22 protein-coding genes are annotated in these 19,760 nt (G+C 35.9%); 10 read left to right on the forward strand and 12 right to left on the reverse strand.

Annotated elements, in window-relative coordinates; translation table 11 throughout:
* Positions 1–67: 67 nt before the first annotated feature.
* From CRO25_RS24975 to CRO25_RS24995, 5 genes are all read right to left on the reverse strand, one after another.
* Positions 68–271: a hypothetical protein gene (locus CRO25_RS24975; protein WP_079696806.1), complete on the reverse strand. Its 204-nt coding sequence runs from the start codon at positions 269–271 to the stop codon at positions 68–70.
* 475 nt (positions 272–746) lie between these two features.
* Positions 747–1,082 carry a hypothetical protein gene (locus tag CRO25_RS24980; RefSeq protein ID WP_079696807.1) on the reverse strand — a complete coding sequence of 112 codons (336 nt, stop codon included), beginning with the start codon at positions 1,080–1,082 and terminating at the stop codon, positions 747–749.
* 123 nt (positions 1,083–1,205) lie between these two features.
* Positions 1,206–1,619: a hypothetical protein gene (locus tag CRO25_RS24985; RefSeq protein ID WP_143813202.1), complete on the reverse strand. Its 414-nt coding sequence runs from the start codon at positions 1,617–1,619 to the stop codon at positions 1,206–1,208.
* Positions 1,620–1,744: 125 nt separating this feature from the next.
* Positions 1,745–2,374: a hypothetical protein gene (locus CRO25_RS24990; protein WP_079696809.1), complete on the reverse strand. Its 630-nt coding sequence runs from the start codon at positions 2,372–2,374 to the stop codon at positions 1,745–1,747.
* Positions 2,375–2,412: 38 nt separating this feature from the next.
* Positions 2,413–2,991: a hypothetical protein gene (locus CRO25_RS24995; RefSeq protein WP_079696810.1), complete on the reverse strand. Its 579-nt coding sequence runs from the start codon at positions 2,989–2,991 to the stop codon at positions 2,413–2,415.
* A gap of 651 nt (positions 2,992–3,642) precedes the next feature.
* Here CRO25_RS24995 and CRO25_RS25005 point away from each other — a divergent pair.
* The 3 genes from CRO25_RS25005 to CRO25_RS25010 all read left to right on the forward strand — a co-directional run bounded on the left by CRO25_RS25005 (position 3,643) and on the right by CRO25_RS25010 (position 5,309).
* Positions 3,643–4,611 (forward strand): hypothetical protein, encoded by a 969-nt coding sequence (locus CRO25_RS25005; RefSeq protein ID WP_079696812.1) that lies wholly within the window; start codon positions 3,643–3,645, stop codon positions 4,609–4,611.
* On the forward strand, positions 4,604–4,738 hold the full coding sequence (locus tag CRO25_RS34015) for a hypothetical protein (RefSeq protein WP_256863749.1): 135 nt from the start codon (positions 4,604–4,606) through the stop codon (positions 4,736–4,738). The genes CRO25_RS25005 and CRO25_RS34015 overlap by 8 nt, the downstream gene beginning before the upstream one ends.
* A gap of 226 nt (positions 4,739–4,964) precedes the next feature.
* Positions 4,965–5,309 (forward strand): hypothetical protein, encoded by a 345-nt coding sequence (locus tag CRO25_RS25010; protein ID WP_079696813.1) that lies wholly within the window; start codon positions 4,965–4,967, stop codon positions 5,307–5,309.
* A gap of 323 nt (positions 5,310–5,632) precedes the next feature.
* On the opposite strand, the gene CRO25_RS25015 is transcribed toward CRO25_RS25010, so the two are convergent.
* The 3 genes from CRO25_RS25015 to CRO25_RS25025 all read right to left on the reverse strand — a co-directional run bounded on the left by CRO25_RS25015 (position 5,633) and on the right by CRO25_RS25025 (position 7,723).
* A complete protein-coding gene (locus tag CRO25_RS25015) occupies positions 5,633–6,103 on the reverse strand; it encodes an AbrB/MazE/SpoVT family DNA-binding domain-containing protein (protein ID WP_179132257.1) in 471 nt (156 codons plus the stop codon).
* 1,105 nt (positions 6,104–7,208) lie between these two features.
* The gene (locus CRO25_RS25020) at positions 7,209–7,439 is read right to left on the reverse strand and encodes a helix-turn-helix domain-containing protein (RefSeq protein ID WP_079696815.1); all 231 of its coding nucleotides are present in this window, start codon (positions 7,437–7,439) and stop codon (positions 7,209–7,211) included.
* Positions 7,391–7,723, reverse strand: a complete 333-nt coding sequence (locus tag CRO25_RS25025) for a sigma-70 family RNA polymerase sigma factor (protein WP_079696816.1) — start codon at positions 7,721–7,723, stop codon at positions 7,391–7,393. Before CRO25_RS25025 ends, CRO25_RS25020 begins: the two co-directional genes overlap by 49 nt.
* 162 nt (positions 7,724–7,885) lie before the next feature.
* Between CRO25_RS25025 and CRO25_RS33525 the strand changes: the two genes are divergently transcribed.
* The 4 genes from CRO25_RS33525 to CRO25_RS25040 all read left to right on the forward strand — a co-directional run bounded on the left by CRO25_RS33525 (position 7,886) and on the right by CRO25_RS25040 (position 10,780).
* Positions 7,886–8,056, forward strand: coding sequence for a hypothetical protein (locus CRO25_RS33525; RefSeq protein WP_177031279.1), 171 nt, complete (start codon positions 7,886–7,888; stop codon positions 8,054–8,056).
* 731 nt (positions 8,057–8,787) lie between these two features.
* Positions 8,788–9,156 carry a hypothetical protein gene (locus CRO25_RS25030; RefSeq protein WP_079696817.1) on the forward strand — a complete coding sequence of 123 codons (369 nt, stop codon included), beginning with the start codon at positions 8,788–8,790 and terminating at the stop codon, positions 9,154–9,156.
* A gap of 3 nt (positions 9,157–9,159) precedes the next feature.
* Positions 9,160–9,381 carry a hypothetical protein gene (locus CRO25_RS25035; RefSeq protein ID WP_079696818.1) on the forward strand — a complete coding sequence of 74 codons (222 nt, stop codon included), beginning with the start codon at positions 9,160–9,162 and terminating at the stop codon, positions 9,379–9,381.
* A gap of 52 nt (positions 9,382–9,433) precedes the next feature.
* Entirely contained in the window at positions 9,434–10,780 is a 1,347-nt protein-coding gene (locus CRO25_RS25040; protein ID WP_079696819.1) for a cell division protein FtsZ, read from the forward strand.
* A gap of 53 nt (positions 10,781–10,833) precedes the next feature.
* Here CRO25_RS25040 and CRO25_RS25045 read toward each other — a convergent pair whose 3' ends face one another.
* Positions 10,834–11,796 carry a hypothetical protein gene (locus tag CRO25_RS25045; RefSeq protein WP_079696820.1) on the reverse strand — a complete coding sequence of 321 codons (963 nt, stop codon included), beginning with the start codon at positions 11,794–11,796 and terminating at the stop codon, positions 10,834–10,836.
* Positions 11,797–12,587: 791 nt separating this feature from the next.
* Positions 12,588–14,714, reverse strand: a complete 2,127-nt coding sequence (locus CRO25_RS25050; protein ID WP_256863750.1) for a type IA DNA topoisomerase — start codon at positions 14,712–14,714, stop codon at positions 12,588–12,590.
* 141 nt (positions 14,715–14,855) lie between these two features.
* On the opposite strand from CRO25_RS25050, the gene CRO25_RS25055 reads away from it, so the two are divergent.
* On the forward strand, positions 14,856–15,503 hold the full coding sequence (locus CRO25_RS25055) for a hypothetical protein (protein WP_079696822.1): 648 nt from the start codon (positions 14,856–14,858) through the stop codon (positions 15,501–15,503).
* A gap of 167 nt (positions 15,504–15,670) precedes the next feature.
* Positions 15,671–16,516 carry a tyrosine-type recombinase/integrase gene (locus tag CRO25_RS25060; protein ID WP_175381752.1) on the forward strand — a complete coding sequence of 282 codons (846 nt, stop codon included), beginning with the start codon at positions 15,671–15,673 and terminating at the stop codon, positions 16,514–16,516.
* 7 nt (positions 16,517–16,523) lie between these two features.
* Here the strand turns inward: CRO25_RS25060 and CRO25_RS25065 are convergent, their stop codons facing one another.
* Complete coding sequence (locus tag CRO25_RS25065) at positions 16,524–17,141, reverse strand: hypothetical protein (RefSeq protein WP_079696824.1); 618 nt, start codon at positions 17,139–17,141, stop codon at positions 16,524–16,526.
* A 524-nt stretch (positions 17,142–17,665) separates the two neighbouring features.
* On the opposite strand from CRO25_RS25065, the gene CRO25_RS25070 reads away from it, so the two are divergent.
* The gene (locus CRO25_RS25070; protein WP_079696825.1) at positions 17,666–18,142 is read left to right on the forward strand and encodes a L,D-transpeptidase family protein; all 477 of its coding nucleotides are present in this window, start codon (positions 17,666–17,668) and stop codon (positions 18,140–18,142) included.
* 34 nt (positions 18,143–18,176) lie between these two features.
* Here CRO25_RS25070 and CRO25_RS25075 read toward each other — a convergent pair whose 3' ends face one another.
* Positions 18,177–18,995, reverse strand: a complete 819-nt coding sequence (locus tag CRO25_RS25075; RefSeq protein WP_079696826.1) for a hypothetical protein — start codon at positions 18,993–18,995, stop codon at positions 18,177–18,179.
* Positions 18,996–19,760: the final 765 nt, after the last annotated feature.

Genomic DNA, 19,760 nt, shown 5'->3' on the forward strand with positions numbered 1-19,760 from the left:
TGAGTCTATTGAGCTGCGTGGTATCGTTCTGTTCGAAATGAGCAAAAGCGTGCCGTGGGAAAGTGCTTTATGTTAGTATCTCAATTTCTTTCAGAATATCGCTGTAAGTAACCTCATTGTTCATTAGATTTTGATATGAGTTGAATGCTTTATCAAACTGAGCATCTGTAGCTTTTATATAGCCGTTATCAATCATTTCTTGATCCGTTTCATCTGGATCGCTTACCATCCTATATTCTATACTGTTTATTTTCAGAAAATTTCTTCCCATGATTCGCCTCCTATTCTTTCCAATATCTATCTACTCTCTTTGAATTATACCCCTGATAAGCTAGACAGTTCCAGATAAGATTAAATGAGCGTTTCCCGTATTGAATACGGGAAACGCTCATAACTTTACTATTTTTCTGTTTTTTCTTTTTCTCATAGGAAAGCTTAAATATCCAGATCTACGTAGATTGCGGCGTGGTCAGATGCAGCGGCCCTACCACGCTCTAGAGGGGGATTTATTGACTCGTCTATCCTGTTTCAAGTGAAAATATTTTAATTGATTCTAGAGCATTTCAGAAGGTGAAACGACCCGTGTACCTGACGTTCAGTCAAATTAGGTACACGGGTCGTTTAGGAGAATTCAGTATGTTCAGTTTCAAGTTAAGTATATTGTTCAGAAGAATCCAGAATCCACTATATCAATCGTGAAATAACGGTACCCTCATTCTTCATTGCAGCGCTATGGAGGAAAGAAATTAGTAGACAATGTGAAGTCTTCCATCTGAGTTCAATTGCACATCTTGAGACGACATTGCGAACTCTATACCACTTGTAGATCCTGATTCAGTCAATTCCGTTATTCCTTTTTCCCAGGCCAATCTATTATGGATTATAGTATAAAAGTATATTTTATCCGCACCAATTCCTTCCGAACCCTGAAGCATAAATTGATCCCCGAAGAGTCCCTTAAAGAACGTCCTCGCTTCTTCGTGTGATTTAAATAAGGGTAGATCAGCCTCAAATTTTCTACTCAATATTTTGTAGGGTACTCCTTCGCGATAATATGATGCTAAATTTTCTACTGTCACCATGGCGCTCTCTCCTTAAGGTGTAGTTACATCAATTAAACAGAATTACTGCTACAGTCAAACGGATCTTATTCATTTGTTTAGTATCTTCCATGTGATTCCAATCCTGCTTTATATTTTTTGGTCCTAGTTTCTATGTTTTAGAATATTACCAGCATCTCTGGCACTAAAATATTCGCCACTCCTCTCTTGATATTCCTCTGGTATTTCCTTTTCCCAGTGCTCTGCATATGACTTTAGTTGTCTCATGCCTACACCTTTCCCTGTCCAACCAAGAAGCATTAAATGCTTCTCGTGGTGGTTCTTCAAATCAGTTGTTCTCTTCATCAGCTCATCTAAAAATGAACTTTTCTCTGCTATATCATTTGAATAATTATGGTTACAAAAGATGTAGTTGGGTTTTCCTTTGCCTTTATATTGTTTCATTGCTGTCACTCCTAATATTTTCTTTTCGTCATTTTGTTGATTAGTTCTTATTCTTCTATCACTGTGACGATTAATTCCTTTTATTTGTCCAGTAAAGTAATCTCTAGCAGTCACTAAATAATATAATATCAAAAAAAGAGTGTGAATTTAAAGAAATCTATGGAATGTAATTTTGTTACATCTTAATTTTAAAAACTCTAAAATATCTTAATAATATATAGATTTATGTGATAAATGGTTTATTGGGAATCGAAAGAAATTCCAATTTCTATATTAGTTCCATGTAATTCAAAACTTTCGGTAAAGTTTGAAGTAGATTCGACATATTTCCAATTGGTACCCTTACAAATTGCGGATAGTATCTCTTTAGCAGTTTCTTTTGTGATACCTTCATTGAAACCGGTGCTAAAAAGAGATCGAGATTTCTGGACTTTTGCATACACTTCAATTCGTGGGTCAACACCATAAAGGGAACGGACAATTTTCCGGATTTCTAAGAGTGCATTTGCGATTGGGCTATATTTTTTTGTTGATCGTGGGAGAGTTCCTATTCGATGTTTAGTTTGGCGTTCTGATTTGTAAATGATGATCTCTGAATAGTGGTATTTATTAGAACCCTTTTTAGCGCTAGTGAATGACATACTTCCAAAAGCACCCTTGTCGTCAATAATTTCATTTTTTGTGGTCCAGTTGTTGGTTCCTTCAACCATATCTGAAATGACCAGTTGAGCTAGACGGCTTGTAGAAGGCCATGAGTGTATTCGTAAACTAATTTCTACATCTAATCCAAGTTCATTTTTGATAAGCTCTTTAAGATATTCAAGATACCTAGCAACGCTTACAGTAGGAGGAAAAGAATTTGAAGTCATACGTTATCTCCCCTATTTCTTTTAATGATAATGCAGAATTATTTCAACTTATTTAATTGGTCTCTAGGTACATATGTGTCAACTAAGTCATCGTAACCCTCCGGACGCGGGAATTCTCTATTAACGAACTTCTTGTTTGTCATGAATAAACCTTTACCAAAGTGAGTATCAATGATTCCTGCAGAGTAATCAACAAAGACTCGTTCACCGCAATATTTACATTTTGAGAATGTAGTAGTTTTTCTATAAGGTGCATGATATGTAGCAGAACATTTGCAAGTGATTTTAAATGTAACCCTAGGTATTGGTAATGAATTGTCCGTTTCAAGTATGTTACGTGTTTCATGATCTAATTCTGTTTCTGTAGAATTCTCTTCAGTTTGAGAACTATTAGGGGTATAAAGTTCAATTTGCTGTTCGTTTTGTTCAAGTTTAAAATCAGCTACCAAAGACGCATTTAAGCCGAAAATATCTTTTCCAACGGAAGTTATAAATCGTGTCTCGTTGTTATAACATTTAATCCACTCTTCAGACTGCTCTTTTGAAAGCTCAACCGTACCCTTAACACCACTATTTAGTGTGTAAACCATTATATTAAGCCCATTATCTTTTTTCATCCAAATAACTCCCCTCCCCTTTTATTCTTATTTGGTTATTATTTTTCTAGTGTTCCTCTTTCATATTCACCATATGCCTACTGCGGTAATTAACTTCACCATGTAGATATCAGTATAGCATGAATTTTAATCAGTTAATCTTCGACTACCTTCCCTTCCTTTACGAAGTGCAGGAGTAGTTCTTTGTATTCTCAATAGGATTACATTCACTTACCCTATCCCTCCCCCATCCCCTGCCTTGTATTACAGATTGAGTACTTTATAGTAACCTGGTTGTACCCGCTCATAGTCTTCATAGTACGATTTGTGATGATGTGTTGCGTTAGAGCAGCACCTAGTAGTAATGTGTGTTCTGATGGTGGATTCTACGAAAAGTGTGTTCGCTTTCTTCATATAATCTATTACTTCCTTTGGTGTAAACAAGTTATTACCTTTAGCTGAATCAATTTCTCTTGTAGCCCACAAAATCTCTTCTCTACAATTCAATTCTCCCATCAGATTACCCCCATTAACTATTTCTTTTATCTTAACATGACTTATGTTTCAGAAGAGTATAGGTTGTTTATCATCCGAGCTCTTATTTCCCCATTCAAATCCTTTGTTTTTATTACTTTTACAGACTATGCTTAAAAAAACGAGGTGAGACAATTGTTGAAAGAGGAATTAAAAGCCCAAGCTAAATCACGTGGCATTGAACTTACTGATAAAAAGATTGAACGCTACGTTGGATATGGACTACTTACGGGTATAAAAACAAGCCAAGGAAATGCAAGCCGTACCGGTGTGGTAAAGCTGTTTGATGAGCGAACCATAGATGCCATTTGCTTAATTAATGAACTGAATATGAACAAAAATATTAGACGTCAACAGGATTACATCTATGTATTGTTCTGGCGAGGTTACCCGGTTGATCTGGAGAAGCTACGAATCAGATTAATGGAGTATCAGACAAAGATGATAAAGTGGATCGAGGATAGATCAGAGTATACTGACGATCAGAGCGAATTTATGGATATGATTCGTTCGGAGGATGCAGGTAAGCTGCCTAGGAACGTTGGAAGACCGTCTAAACAGTTCTTAGCTAGGGAAAACATAGAATTTCAAAAAACTGCACATACAATGTTTAAAACAGGGAAATTACTTAGGGAGTTTCTGAATGGAAGGATTACTCCAGGAGTATTTCGTGAATTCATTCAAAGTAAGGATACACTATCAGATGAACCCCATGAAGAATCACTACTTCAACATGTGAACGATTGGATTAAAAAGAATGCTTGGGTGAACGCTATTATGACATCGAATGTTCAGGACTACAAGGATTGCTATGAACTAATTGCTTTATTAAAGGAATATTGGTTGGTAATAGAACAACAGTATGGAGACATTTATAGCATTCCGGGGGTTGGGGATACCCTAAATATACTTGAAGTACATCATCATATATCGAAGTTAGCTGATCAGCCTTTCATTTATAGATTTTTAATTTTAATTCTCATTAATGGCGGATTTAGTTGCCGACTAATAGAGTTTTTGTCCCGACCTTCAGTTTATCAAGGGTGGAAGTCGATAGTATCTGATTTAAGTCCCGCTTCTGGAGAGGAGGTGAGATTCAATGGATAACATCGGAATAGCTCTGGGTGGAGGTAAAGCCTTCTCAATCCCAACTATGTTTGTACTGTTCATCATTGCAATTGCAATATTTGGTATGTGCAAATTTGTTCATCAATTTAGAGAAGAATTGGTTTAAAACAAACAGAAAAAGCACTAATCCTACGTAGATTATGTGCTCTTTTTGTTTGATTTTGATATGTTAAAAGTTTAACAACATGTCACAGTTTTGACATTACCTTTTTGTTACATTATATGGTATATTATGTTCGTTCACTAGTTGACATTTAAAAGGTGAATAGTAAATAGAAAGGAGAATACTAATATCTTACATATTGTATCTTGTCAAAAAAGGAGACGTTAACATGTTTAAAAAGATGATAGCTGTTACTTTAGTTGCTGCAATATCGCTTCCAGTAACAGGGGCATTCGCTTCGGAATATATGAATAATAGTGGTACACCTGATACCCAGAACTTTAACGTGTCACGTGCCACAGTAACAAAATATTGGACAGTTAACACAACCGCTAATATGAGAGCTACCCCATCACGAACTGGTGCACATGTACTCTCGTTATACCCGGGAGATAAATTACAGGGTGGTTCATACACTGTTGTTGTGAACGGAGAAACATGGGGATTTTTCGTGAATCCAAATGGTATTGAGGCGGGCTATGTTTTACTCTCTTCTCTGACAGCGGACAATTAAAAACCATTGAAGAGATTCATTCAAGATCTTTAAAGGGCTGCTTTGACTTCACGAAATTTGATATTTTCAATGCCTATAACTTGAAAACTCCTCTTAAGCAAGGCGAATTGTTAAAATTGGTCATTTAAGAGAACGGAGTAACATGGGTTCGTGTTGAGACTTTAGATCAAAAATATTCGGGATTTATGCTTCTCTCAGCTCTAACTGAAATTGGCTAATAATTAAATGATTTGTCTTTTCAGATATGAAGATGAATCTATAAAAACAAAAAGATCCATTCGCTATAAATTCGCGAGTGGATCTTATTCTTAGTTAGAGTACCTTCACGCTTCTATTGATTTTGATTTTACTTCTTTCAATAACTGACTTACCCTACCCTGTGATAGATCTAACAGTCTAGATAGCTCCTTCTGAGAAGCTTTGGGATTCTCTTTAAGTAAAATTAGTAAACGTTCCATAGAGTTAGCTTTTCTTCTTACTTGTTTAACTTCTGTTTGAGTATCCTGATTTAGTATGTAGGCATGAGTACTCGTTTGCTTTGATCCTTCATTTGAGAATGATACCGAACAAGATTGGCAAATCAACCTATCTCTATATAGAAAGAGATTGTCCGGCGAACCACAAAAAATGCATAAGCGGTCCTGATACTTTCTTAACACAATCGTTCCTCTAGTGTTGTCTATTAAAAACTCAATAGGATCTTTCTCTTCTATTTCCATTGTGTCTCTCAATTCTTTCGGAAGGACGATTCGTCCCAAATTGTCCAATTTTCTGACGATCCCTGTGCTTTTCATCAACTTCCCCCCTTCTCTATTGTAACATAATATACCATTAAATACCTTAGATATATATATTTGTATCATATATAGTGAATGATAATTGTAAGAAGGTACAACCGGTAATCCAGAAACTAATGATAATGTCTTAATATAACTTTGGCTCTTAATGTTAAGACTCTTTTACTTAAAGAACCAAATTGAAATTGTTATGATACACGAAACAGATTTTTAATCCACTCGAACAGAGTCTGCACATTTGGCCAGTATTATTTTCATACCGAGGGCAATAGCTCTCCCTTCTTCATCTTAAGTTTGGGATACTGAAAGTTATTTTTCAACGCAGCTTTGGAGCTTTAAAGGAAACGATGTTTCAGAGTGAAGAAGATAATGTTATATGACTTGCTTTTAGATGGCGTTACTGCAGAAAGCTTTACGGGGCATTTCGAATTAAACATCCTACTATTCTGACAAAGTTTAAGCCTTTTTTAACTCCTAAGCATCAATCTTCGTATTAGATGAAGAATATAAGAAAGTATAAATAAAAATACTTGCTACCTAAAAAGTCAGCAAGTATTATATATTGAAAATATCATGTGGAATGGAATTAGAAGAGACCCTGGCTCATGATACTTAATTATCATTAACATCGACTATTACCGACGATCGTAGTTTACTGTAAAGAGAACACGGCTGAAATCTTACGTTAGCATGATTGGGTTCGTGAGATCTAAGATGTCCAAAACACATCATGCGCGCTGGGTTAAGACATACGAGGTATTTTGACACAAGTCTCAGTAATAGTGTTTAGCCTTTGAATAGCATCGTCTCAGGATGACGATCCAGTAAATAAGTGAAAACAGTTAAACTCTCCTGCTACTCCCCTCTTGGTAACAAATGATGGAATCACTTCCCTCTCTCGTGTACGGATGATTCGCAACAAAGGTTTAAACTTGTATGGTCCCTCCTCAATTTTACCTTACCACTGCTCAATATTATTTACATATGTTATCTCTAATGATTTATACCACAGTTTTGAACAGTTACTATGTAAAAATGTTAAAAGCTATACACCAAAGATGTACAGCTTAGCGACGTTAATTCTATCCTCCTCTCCCCTGCCTTATCTTAATTTATGCTGGTGTTGATTGACGATTAATTCTAGGAGTCCAAGTTTAAGTGATTGCATGACATCCTCTTTTGGCATTTTAATGTACTTAGCAAGCTGCTCCATCTCATCTTCAAAAATATCAACGATTTTCATGAAAGCATCTTGATCTCCCGCCCTAGCGAGTTCAACCAATCCTATGAACTCAGTTTCATTGACAACATTTTTAACGTCTTCTTTTTCCATTTGTTCACCGCCTGTTGTGAGATTTGCAGCTCAAGAGCAACTTCCTTTTCAGATTTCCCATCTAGGTATATGGCATGGATTATCTTCTTTCCTACTTCGTTATTGATAAGGTTAAATATGTCTTGAACAAAAAACTTAGAAACAGAAGAACTTTCAAATGATTCAATGGAGTTGATATCAAATACCATACCAAACTCCTTGTTAGCAGAGACTTTGCAACGATATTGCAATCGCCATGCTATTTTCTTTAGTTCAGAGCTAAACATATCTTTTGTCATTTCCATTTAGATCACCCCTCTATATATAAGGTAAAAAACGGAAGTATTTAACAACCAACAAGAACAAATGTTCTTATTTTATTTTACTTTATCATGTATAATTCATCCAGTTAAAAGTTGTAAAATGACTCTCACATTTACCTTTATTTATAAGAAGGAGGGGAGGGAATGGACATTGAAACTTTAATCCAGTTGGTACCAAATTTCGGGTTTCCTATTGTAATTACGTTTATGCTGCTGAAATATTTGATGGATAACATCAAAGAAAAATTTGATACTTTAGACAAGACTCTTAAAGAATTGATGACTCTAATCAAAGATCAAAAAAATCAGCATTGATTTTCTACATGTGTAAGTTAGTCACCGATTGGTGTTTCGGCATCAATCGGTTCGTTTTGTTCCTTGTCTCAGACATGAACTAATTATCTTAGAATAGCCTGTGGTAATTACAAGTTTACTCACCTCCTTTCCTACTCTTAACATACGAAGTGCTTTTAGGACTTAACAGCGAAAATACTTAAATTAATTTAATATGGAATATTTGGAAGTGTTGTAATATAAGCGTTTACGATGAATATGTGTCACTAGTTTCATTACAAAATTGTTAGAAATGGAATTTGTATCAATCTTCACTTGAGTAGGCGTGCTTATAAAGAATTCTTACAAGAATCTAAAATATCGTTGATCGTAGATCGTAGACTAATTACAGTCTTAGCTTAACTTCGGTATGATTATTGAATTTAAGGAATACTCTCTGAAGATTTTCATAGAATAGACTGTAGAACCTTGAAATAATGCAGAAATCAAAGGATTTTTCACAATAAACGAACACTTGTATGCGTTTAATTGTGTCACACAATTGTGCCACTTGAATGTGATGCATAACATGGGTGTCAAAAAGCCTGATTTAACAATGTTTTTTGATATACTTTATATATCAATCTGTTAATGTCGCTAAATATAGTCACACAATTGTGTGACTATATTTTTCTTTACTTAATGGCGCGATGTACTCTATAATTAACAATATAATCCTCTAAATTGGAATGTTAAGTGGGGGTGATTGAGAGTTGGAATATAGAGGTGTATCACCTGGGGAAAAGGAAGATAATTACGACGACGTTCTTTATAGTGAACGTACTCTATCTTTCTTAAGAAGCAAATTAGATGATTTCGCTATTGCAATCTTTTTGAAGATTGTAAAAGAGAATAAAGATCATCGAGGATTTGTGAAGACAAGATTAGAAGACTACCGCAGCAAAAGGTTCTATATAGACCATGCGATCTTGATCTTAGATGCTCAGGGGTTCATAGCGAGCAATAAAGATGGCACTATGAATCCCTACTTTCTAACGGATAGAGGTAGACAACTCTTAAACCTCGTCATCAATGAAAGAAATGAACAGAAGAAACAAGCGCTTAAAAGGAGTGACCAATAAACGATGGAAATTAATGAGAAGCTCATTAATATTGGCTCTCCTAAACAGTTCGTTATCGGTCTAGGTGTTGGTGGCTGTAGGCTTGCTGCTGATTTTAGAGGAGAACCTACTCATTTCCTCAGCACTTCTAAATCTGAATTACTCGAACATGTTGTATCAGTTCCTAGTGAAACAGAAATTGCAGCTGTGATAAAGCATTTTGTCAGCAGAAATGCAACCGTATAGAACTGAAATTTGTCTTAAATAAAAATTGAAGTAAGGAAGGGTTGAACTCGATATGAGCAAAATGGATTTAAATAATCTTGGATTTATGAGAAAAATGCTTTCTCCATTTGTATTTAGCGAGAGCATACAGGCTGAAATGGAAAGGCTCCCGAATCAAGTTATAATTGGATTAGGTCAGGGTGGCGGTAGAATGGCTGCTGAGTTATCTAGGTTCGGGCACCCTACATATTTATTCAACTCTTCCAAATCAGATTTAAATGAACATAAAAATTTGATTCCGGACGAAAGAAGAATTGAAACAAAATCTAAGCGACTTGTCGGCTTAGAGGGAACAGATAAAAATGCACGTCTCGGATTTGAGATTGCGAAGGAAAATATTGATTTATACAAAAAAGTTGCTGTTGAAGAGGCAGTTCAATTAGCAGATTTCGTATGGGTTACAGTGTCATTGGGTGGTGGTAGTGGTAACGGAGCTTTGAAAGTTATCATGGAGATTCTTTCAATGGTCCGTCAGAGAAAGAAATTACCGGGCGATAAGATACCACTTGGTGTTATATGCTCTCTCCCTTCATCAGACGAACGTGGTGTTGCCTTTAGAGACAATGCTTTAGCTGGGATCAATGTAATCCAGGATCTGATGTCTAAGGGGAAAATGGGCTCAGCCTTGGTGATTGATAATGAGAAACTGAAGGATTATTACGAAAATGAAGATCGTATGGCGGGTGTCGATGCACGTTCATATACTAACTTAGTAGTGGCATCCACGCTGTTTGACACATCTGCTCTTCCATTGCTTGAGGGTCGCTCAGTGTATGATAAAACTGAGTTGCTATCTACTTGGTCTACTCCAGGTTGGCTATCGATCTCGAAACGCTCAATCCCCCTCTCTGATGATGTGATTTATAAGGCCGAGATTGAGAATCTCTACAAGCGAAACGAAGTGCTGGCTAATTATAAACTTGAAAATGTTTTGACCGGCGCTATTGCCGTCATTCATCCAAGTAACCGTAAAATTTCTCCTCAGATTGCAGATGATATTTATAAAGACACGTCAGAGATTCTTGATACACGAGTCAATCACGCGATTGCGCGTAACGAGAGATTGCAAAATGAAATTCTCTTATATGGCCTTGCTGTGGTGGCGAATCCTCCTTTACGGATCGAAGAATTAAAGGAAGAACGGGATCATTGGATGAAGATTGAAGAAGAACAAAGATTATCAAGAGAACAATCTGCAGCATCATTAAGTGATTACAATGACTTCTTCTCCATCGATTCGAACAATAATACTGAAACTAACTCGGGACTCATGACTTTTGAAGATCTAAATGAGAACAATGATGAAAGCAAGACTGCAAAACTTTTTGATATTTCTGATCTAAAGGACTTGGATTTTTAATTTTTAGACTAAAAAAAGCGACTCATCAATGGATGAGTCGCTTTTTATTGTTGCTAATCAATTATCTCCCTAGATGTTGCACTTTCTTGATTCGTGTATGCGAATTCTTTCATGCCTTCTTCAATGTATTTTTGTATATATGCTTCTTTATCCGACTGGGATGAAAGAAGATTCTTAAAGACTCCCCTACTGTTCCATGATTCTGTTGCTTCTAAACGTAGAATTCTTTTCACTTGCTGCTCTTTTAACTTCAGATCCATTTCAAGGGTTCGTGCTAAAATTTCATTTGTTTTTTTAGCGCTCTCATCCAATTGTTCTTGTCTTTCCTTTAACTCATTGTGTTCTTCTGAAAGGTTTCTGAATTCGGTTCCTATGAATTCGACGCTTTCTGTTATTTCGGTCTCGAATCTTTTCTCATTATATTCAACATACGCTATTATAGTATTCTTAAGTGCATCAAAGCTTTCAATATTGTGGATCTCGCCAGATTTAACCATTGAAACAATGGTTTCTGGGGCCATACGAGCTGATGACTTTATGGATAGACCAGTTGCCATCACTTTAATGTCCTTTTGAGAGTACTTATGACAATATCTTAAAATACTAACGATTTTAGCTCTAACAATTGCGTATACATCCCAGGTCCATGAATTACCTGTTTTCTGTATGTTCAAATAGTCAATTAAGTTGTCTTCCCTTTTTGCATTTAGCCACCAACGTAATCTTGCATCATCTATCTGGTTTTCTCCAGTAGTTGTTTTCAAGTAATCGTAGGATTGCAATATTTCTGCTACATCCGCTGTGGCATATCTTGATGACTGATCCAATTTAAGTATATCAGCAGTTACTATTGGGTATGAATCATGATTAACATATTTATATAAGATGTCGGACTCTTCTAGATATGTTTTAAGTTCTGCCTCAAGAGTGTTTGGTTTTAAAGCATCATCCATGTTGTTGGAGTCGCTAGTTTCGTGCTCTGAGTTAGTTACGCTTCTTCCTGGTAATTCTTTCAAGTGAAACCCCTCCTACCCTATCAAGCTGGCTTAATAGCGCATGCAGACCGCATATGTAAGCTGTTGTTTACAATTTTATATCAAAGACTACGTCCACGTCCAGTTTATTGCTGTGATTCTACGAAAGATAATACTCTACGATAAATTCCAATCGCGAGTCACTCGTAGACTATGTAAAAACGCATGTAGATGGAAATCTACGCTGGGTTCACACTGGAATAAGGCATAAAATTGACTGTAAAGCATGATGGATTGGTTCGTGTTTCATCGTAGGAAAAGTCTACGGATGAATTATATTATATAAATTAAATGTAGACTACGATCATTTATATCGCGGGTTGGGGACTATAGCGCTATCCGTTCAAGAGTAAAATGTATGTAGGTAATGTAGTTTTGTAGATTTTAATCCGATACTAAGCTCAGTTTGATTCTACAACTACGAATGAATGTTTAATTTCTATCTACGGTCTATGCATACATGATTATTTATTCAATAAAAATCTCTACGACCATTTATGTAGTGATCTTACGTAGATGACTAACTACGGTTCGAATGTTGGCTCTGGAGAATGGATATCAATCGAAGATTGAATTCTGTGGATACTTTATACGGAATAGATGTGGTTTTGATGATGAAATCAGTCGAAGAATAAAAATTTATATGTATTGTAGATATATATCTACGTCTACAATTATTTTATTAAATCTAATACAACGATGTCTACGAATGAATAAGTGTGAAGGCTGTGTAGACGAAAAAGAGAATCACACACCTTCACACCATTTCAATATTACTTCTTAGTTTTAACAAATTCTATTTGTAATCTACCGTTTTCGGAACCTTCGAGAAGCAATTTAGCTTTATAATTTCCTTTGCCCTTTGAACTTTTGAAGGTTATAGCTGCCGTTTTTCCAACACTGAGTAGATCGAGAAGGTTTTTTGAAGTTAATTCTTTACCCAGTTGTATTTTGTTGATTCTAATCTGACACGAATTCCTGCATTTATAATAAGACTTGTCAGCGACGATGCTTTCTTCTTTACATTCTGGACATTTTCCGAGAGTGTTTATGAACTCGTCTTTAGGCGTGTCCAGTGCTGAATCTTCTTTCACCTTTTGAACAATCTTTTGAGTGAATTTGACGACTAGTTCAGAGAATGCGTTGCTAGAAGCTTGGCCTTTTGCTATAAGTCCTAGTCTTTGCTCCCAGAGAGCGGTCATTTCGGGACTGGCTAATACATGCAGATCCATCTTTCTAACAGCTTCAATTAAACTGCTGCCTTTAGCGGTTGGTTTTAATTTCTTCGCATCTACGACGATATATTCTTTTGATTTTAGGTTCTCTATAATGTCAGTTCTAGTTGCTGGCGTACCTAATTGAATATCACTCATTTCGTCTTTTAAATTTTCATCTAGAATAGATCTTCCTGCCCGTTTCATCCCATCGATCAGTGTACCTTCGGTATAGTGGGAAGGGGGAGTAGTTAGATTCTTTTTCACCTCAGAATCCATACAAAATGCTAATTCTTTCGGATTAAATGCAAAATTGGTCCGTAGATCTGTTTCTTCGACTGAGTTATCCTTCTCTTGATGTTCTTTTTCATCTTTGTAAAGAGTCTTCCATCCAGGTGAGATGTTCTCTCTAATGTTAGTTTGAAAAATATGTGAGTCTACAGTCGTAAAGATCTTATGTGTTTTATATTTTGCTGGTGGATGAAAATGAGCTAAGAATCTTTTTACTATTAATAAATAGATCTTTTCTTGATCTACAGTTAAGTCATTTGGGATTTTATCTGTTGGGAAAATAGCATGGTGATCTTCAATCTTTTCCGGACGACATATATTCTTGTTCGTTGGATTTACATATGCTTTATCGCCTGTAGCGTATATAGCGTACTTAGTATTTTTTAATTGATCGAATATGTGATGCATGATGGGCAAATTATCTTCGGCTACATAATTGGAGTTTGTCCGCGGGTAGCTGATCGCTTCAATTTGTTCATAAAGTTGCTGTGCAATTTCCAATGTTTTCTTTGCAGGGAAGTTTAGCTTCTTATTCGCATCTGATTGAAGCAAACCTAAATCATAGAGTAGAGGAGGTTTGTCCTCATTATTTTTAGCATCATATTGCGTAATACGCCCAACCTTTCCTTTGATTGTTTCCGAGATTTTTTGTGCTACATTCATGTCGATCATACGTTCATTTGTTTGTAGTGTGCCGGTATATGAAATAGATTCTTGTTGAAGTGTGGCTTTAACGGTGAAGTATGTTTCGCTTCTAAAATTAACGATTTGCTGGTGTCTGTCGTAGATCATTGCTAGAACAGGAGTCTGTACACGACCAATGCTAATGACATTGTTATGTCCACCAAATTTTGTTGAAAATGCCCTGGTACCATTCATACCAATTAACCAATCGGCTTCTCCTCTGCATCGAGCAGCCTTGTAGAGGTCATCATAATCTTTTCCGTCTTTTAATTTACTAAATCCTTCTCTGATTGCTTCCTTAGTAAGAGATGATATCCAGAGACGTTTGAAAGGTTGTCTTAAATTTAGGTACTCATATATATACCGGAATATAGCTTCGCCTTCTCGCGCTGCATCTGTACAATTCACAATTGATGTACACTCTTTAGCAAGTTCTTTGATTAGTCCAAGTTGTTTCTTTGATGATGCACTCGCTATCAGTTTAAAAGAGTGCGGTACAATTGGGAGATCCGTTAGATTCCAAGTTTTGTATCGTGGATCGTAAGTTTCGGGATTTGCCAGGCCAACCAAGTGCCCGAATGCCCATGTGATAATGTATTTATCACTTCTTAGATAGCCATTATCTTTGCTAAATCCTCCAAGTGCTTCTCCAATTTTACGACCCATGTCTGGTTTCTCTGCAATGATAAGTATTATTATATTCAGCTCCAATCTTATTAATAAGTTCTTATATCTGTATTCGATGAGAAACGTTGTTGTAAATCAAAGTTTACATCTTTAATAAATGTAGTATCATTAAGTGAATATTTCAAGTGATTAGAAGTTAATTTACTTATGAGGAGATTGGGTTAAATGGATTTACTAAAAACGGAGCTTGTAGAATACGCAATTGATAAGAGAATGCATAAATTACAGAAGATTCAGTCAGTGATGTTATCTTTCTGCTATCGGAATATACAAGAGCCGACTGAGTGCAATGACATAGAGCGCAGAAAGGCTCAGAGAAAGATTTGGACACAAGCAATAATAATCATAAAAATGTACAGTCTTACCCTAGAAGAACTGATTGATGATATGGTGTTAACTATTAATTGGATCAATCGTCAACAACTAAGCTTGGAGGATACAGAATATTTATCTAAAGAACAAGAATGGTTACATAACAAGCTAAATCAATATTATGAAGATAGAACTCACGCAGGGGAAGCTCTCTTGAAAGTTGCATATTTGTTAAGAACATTAAAAATTAAACTAACTCGGCTAGAAATTATTAATACCCTATCTCTTAGTAAGATGGATTGGGACAAACATGTTCTAATTTGTAAAGATAAGAAAGAAAATGAACGGGATATCTTTAACGTTTTAATTTTGTCATCGGTGGGTCCGAAACAGATGACTTATCAAATCATGGATGCTGCCATCCAGGGAGTGTTAGACAATAAACAAACGCGATCTAAAGTTTTATGGACTGCTAACACAATTTTCAAAGGCTTAATTTAATTAGTTATTATTGATGTGAAGACACCGGATTCCCCAATGATGGGAACCTGGTGTCTTTTTTATTTCTGAGTGAATATTGTTTTATATCGATAATAGGTTACTCGATTAAATGAAGAGAATGTATTAAAATTAACATGTCAACAAAAAAACGGAGAGGAGAGGAGGACATGAATTTTTACGCGCAGGACGAGTATAGTGCTTACCTAGTAGAGGTAAGGAAACGAAGAGAAGCAACAATTAAATCATATGTACTTGAAATCAGTTATTTTATGTCGTGGTTTAACTCAAACTATCCAAACACTGATTACATACAAATAAGTCGTGTAATACTTTTGGAATACATAGCTTCGGAAAAACTAAATGGTAAAGAGATTGGGACAATAGATAAGAAGATATCAATACTAAAATCTTACTTTGATTTTCTTTGGCAGAATAATCTTCTTGCTGGATCAGATCCTGCTAGTAAAATTAAGCGTTCCAAGAGAGAAGACAGAGGTAATGATTCTGATGTGTTAAATGACGTTGATCAAAGAATACTAAATGATTGGTTATTAACAAAACCTATTACTAAAGTGCAGAAAGCAGCTAGAGACCGTGCATTAACGGCCATGTGTTTGTACGGCGGCTTGACAGCCCGTGAATTCCAAAATTTAAGATTATCGAATATAGAAATCCTATCTGATCGGATGGTTGTTACCGTAAATGGGATGGATAGAAAAAGAGAGGTAATCATTCACTTTGGAGACGCCAAACCAATACTTGAGTACATAGCATCTATGCACCAAGAAGCGGAACCTAATTTTTATTTATTCCCTACAAGCAAAGGATCAGCATTATCTCAACGAGTGATCCAATTTATTTTTCAGAAGATAAGCAAAGATATTGGAGTACATGTATATCCCAGAATACTAAGAAATACGTATGCAAATAATAAGTTTGAAGAAGGCTTCACACGCGAAGATGTTGCTGCCTTATTAGGTATTGATCAATGGAAGCCTCCTGAACGGTTATAGATAAGAACTACGTTTGTTCTAACGACTTAATTATTTGCTCCATAACCTTTTTGCTATTTCCTTTCTCAACTTCGTGAACAAAATCTATAACCAGGATACTTATTAATTCTTCAAGAGTCATATCAAATTTGGGAGAGATCTTGATAAGGTCATACAGAAATATTTCACCACGTTCTATATACTTCCTGTGAAATTCGACTGTGATTTGTTTGGATTTCATTTTTATTGGTATCTTCTTTTCAACAAGTGCCCAGTGATTAGGATTCACCTCTTCGAAAGAAGTAACTATCCTATGTTCTTTCTCAGCTAGTTCTATTTTTTTATTCAGTATTTTTTGGCCAAGTGTTGAGAACTTTGCAGTGCTTCTCACTTGGATTAAAAATTGTTGGTAAAGTAGAGCTATGAGATCTTCGATACTTAGCAGAATCGTGTGATCGGTTAGCTCCATCACATCATCAAGAAAAGAGTTCGCGCGTAATACTTCATAGTAAGGTAACAGGATATGTAATTCATTACGTGCGTATTTCTCGAATTTCGCTAAGAGGTATGAATGCAGACCTTTTTTGTTCTCAGCTAGTTCAAGTAACCCTTGGGATAGTAAATCAATTTTGCTTAGGGGTCTCATATTAAAATTCCTCCTCCTCCAAACATCGTATACTTTGATATCTATTATTTTTTTCGAAGATTATGTATGTTTTCAAAGAAATTGGGGAGAATATTGATACAGTTTACATAAAGGAGATTTTTATATGAAAAAAGAGGATGGTTTGAAAAGTACTGCTTTGAAATTTGCAATGCTGGCTAAAAAATCTTCAAAACAATTAGGAGTGCGTAAACCACTTAAACCTGTTAAATAAGGTGGTGTAAATATAGATGTAAGTTTCGGTTTATTGATTGTTTGAGTAGTGTGGGACTAGGTCTTGAAAAAGGCTTAGTCTTTTTTTATGAATATAGATGTTTTAAAGAGTTGTTTTTTTCGATGTTTAAGCCTATGTATAGAAAATTCGAGTTTTGGTTGTAATTTTGTGTTTAGAAACACCTTATAAGTGAGGCAGAGATGATACATAAACCCAAAGAATGTGGAGCCATTCGGGGTTTTAAAGACTCCATCATATTTGCTTAAAAAACTACTTATGGAGGCGTTTAACAATGGGTTATCACATTATTGCAAATTTTCCATCCAACAGAAATTACAAGGGTACACTAAAAGTTTACGACGATAGTGGTAAGTTGGTTTATGGGCCAAAAGATGCGCTAGGTCGAGGTTCAAATCATGAGACAAATGGTGGGGATCATACCAACTGGAAGCTTCAGAATGCAGATATTCCTACAGGTGTGGCTAATACAATCATACATCCTGCGGGAGGATCCGTTTCATCTTATGGTCCACACAAACGCGTATGGTTAAATAAAGCGGTTAGTGGGAATTTCCTCACCGCAGAAAAAAATGGACGTAGCGAGATAATGATCCATGGCGGTGATCCGGCTACAGATACAGCCTTAACATGGTATCCACTGCGTCCGACTATGGGTTGCATTAGACTATCAAATGATGATCAAAAAGGTCTAATTGACGTACTCGTTAAAAACGGAAGTTCTGGGAAAATCACAATAAATGAAGTTTAAGTAAAAAGGGCGGGTATACTCCGCCCTTTTTATTTTACGGAGTTGGATATTTATCTAGCTTGAACCATTCTTTAAACTCGTTTTTGCTTATTTTTTTTACTGGTTTTACTTTTTTACTTTCCAGATTGTAGCGATATAGAATCCTATTATCTGCTGGGTATTCGCAAATATAGTCCAAGGTTCTTCCGTTTTTCTGCCAGAGAATAATTCCCGTACTGATATAATTTGTTGCTCTAGGAAGATATACAAAAGTATCATCTTTAGGGTTGTAAATGGCTAACGAACTTTTCTCTGTATCTCCGTAAGCAAAAGCAATTTGTTCTGATTTTGGAGACCAATTATAAGAAGTAACTGTTTCTATACCCTTTTTACCTGCTTTTAATAAACGATCATTTAAAATTGTTGTTTTACCCGTTTTAAGATCCATTAAGATTAGTGTGTTTCCTGAACTGCGATTTGCTTGTATAGCAAGCCAACTGTTTGATTCAGATGCTGAAACGCTACTAATATCCAGTAATTTGTCTTCATATTTATCAGTTTCTAAGGTGTACGTCTTTTCTCCCTGTATTATTACAATTGAATCAATTACGGTTTGTTCGAAAGTTGGGACATTTTCTCGCTCACTCGTGTTGGCAGTTAAAGATACATTCTTACCAGACCAAGAAATTTTAGTCGAGCTGACATTCTTTTTAAATTTACTCACGCTTTGATACGTGTTTTTATTGACTAATGTAGATTTGGCAGATATTTTGCTTACTTGTCTGTCCATTTGATTTGAAGCTGATGCCACCGATAGAGTACTAAAACTTCCTAAAATAATTGCAGTTGTTAATAAAACGGCTGTGTATTTCATTTGTTTACAACTCCTTAAGTTTGAGATGCGATTTTAGAGGGGAGTTCCCCATAATTGCTATCCGTATAATATAGACGAAGATAAATGTAAAATGTTTCTTTTTTTATTTCTTTTTTAGTAATAACCTGGATAGAATTTCTTTAAACAATTTTTGCTGAGCTCATTAGGCGAAATTTAAACTAAGAAGGGGGATTCAATCTATGTATGTGAAATGCCCATTATGTCATAAGACGGTCGTAATTAAGAATAGTGGCAATGGAAGATGTTCTTGTGGAAGTCACATTAGTGTTATAGATGATAGCAGATGTAAAAACTGAATAAAGAGTTGTGAGAGTGTTCAAAAAATAAATGCCTCAATTTGTTTAATCAATAATCGAGGTGATTGAACAATGGCGAATTTGAATTGACGTGCTAGAAAATAAGATTGGACTGGAACACGTTCTAGGCAGGTAAAAGCGGCCAGAGCCCGGGTTCGCCATCATATAATGGTAACCAACCTGGTACGTATGTGACTGCGGGTACCTTAGCTAATCTGAAGGTTTGGCAAACCTCGAATAAGATAACGGTGAGCGTCAACGTGCTCATTGTATCTCCGACGATTTTTTCAGTGGAAGCTTTGTTGGACGTCCATGTCCCCAACGGGTCGTACTGAGGTAATGTCTGTTTGCCTGGGTGCGTCTATGAGACGCTAAGTTACCTGAGAGACGAAAAGAGCGGATGTACCAGCACGTGGGCATTATTCCTGCATAAGATGAAACACAGCCA

The sequence above is a fragment of the Paenibacillus sp. RU5M genome (assembly GCF_900221055.1).
In the GTDB taxonomy this organism is placed as follows: Bacteria; Bacillota; Bacilli; order Paenibacillales; family Paenibacillaceae; genus Paenibacillus; species Paenibacillus marchantiae.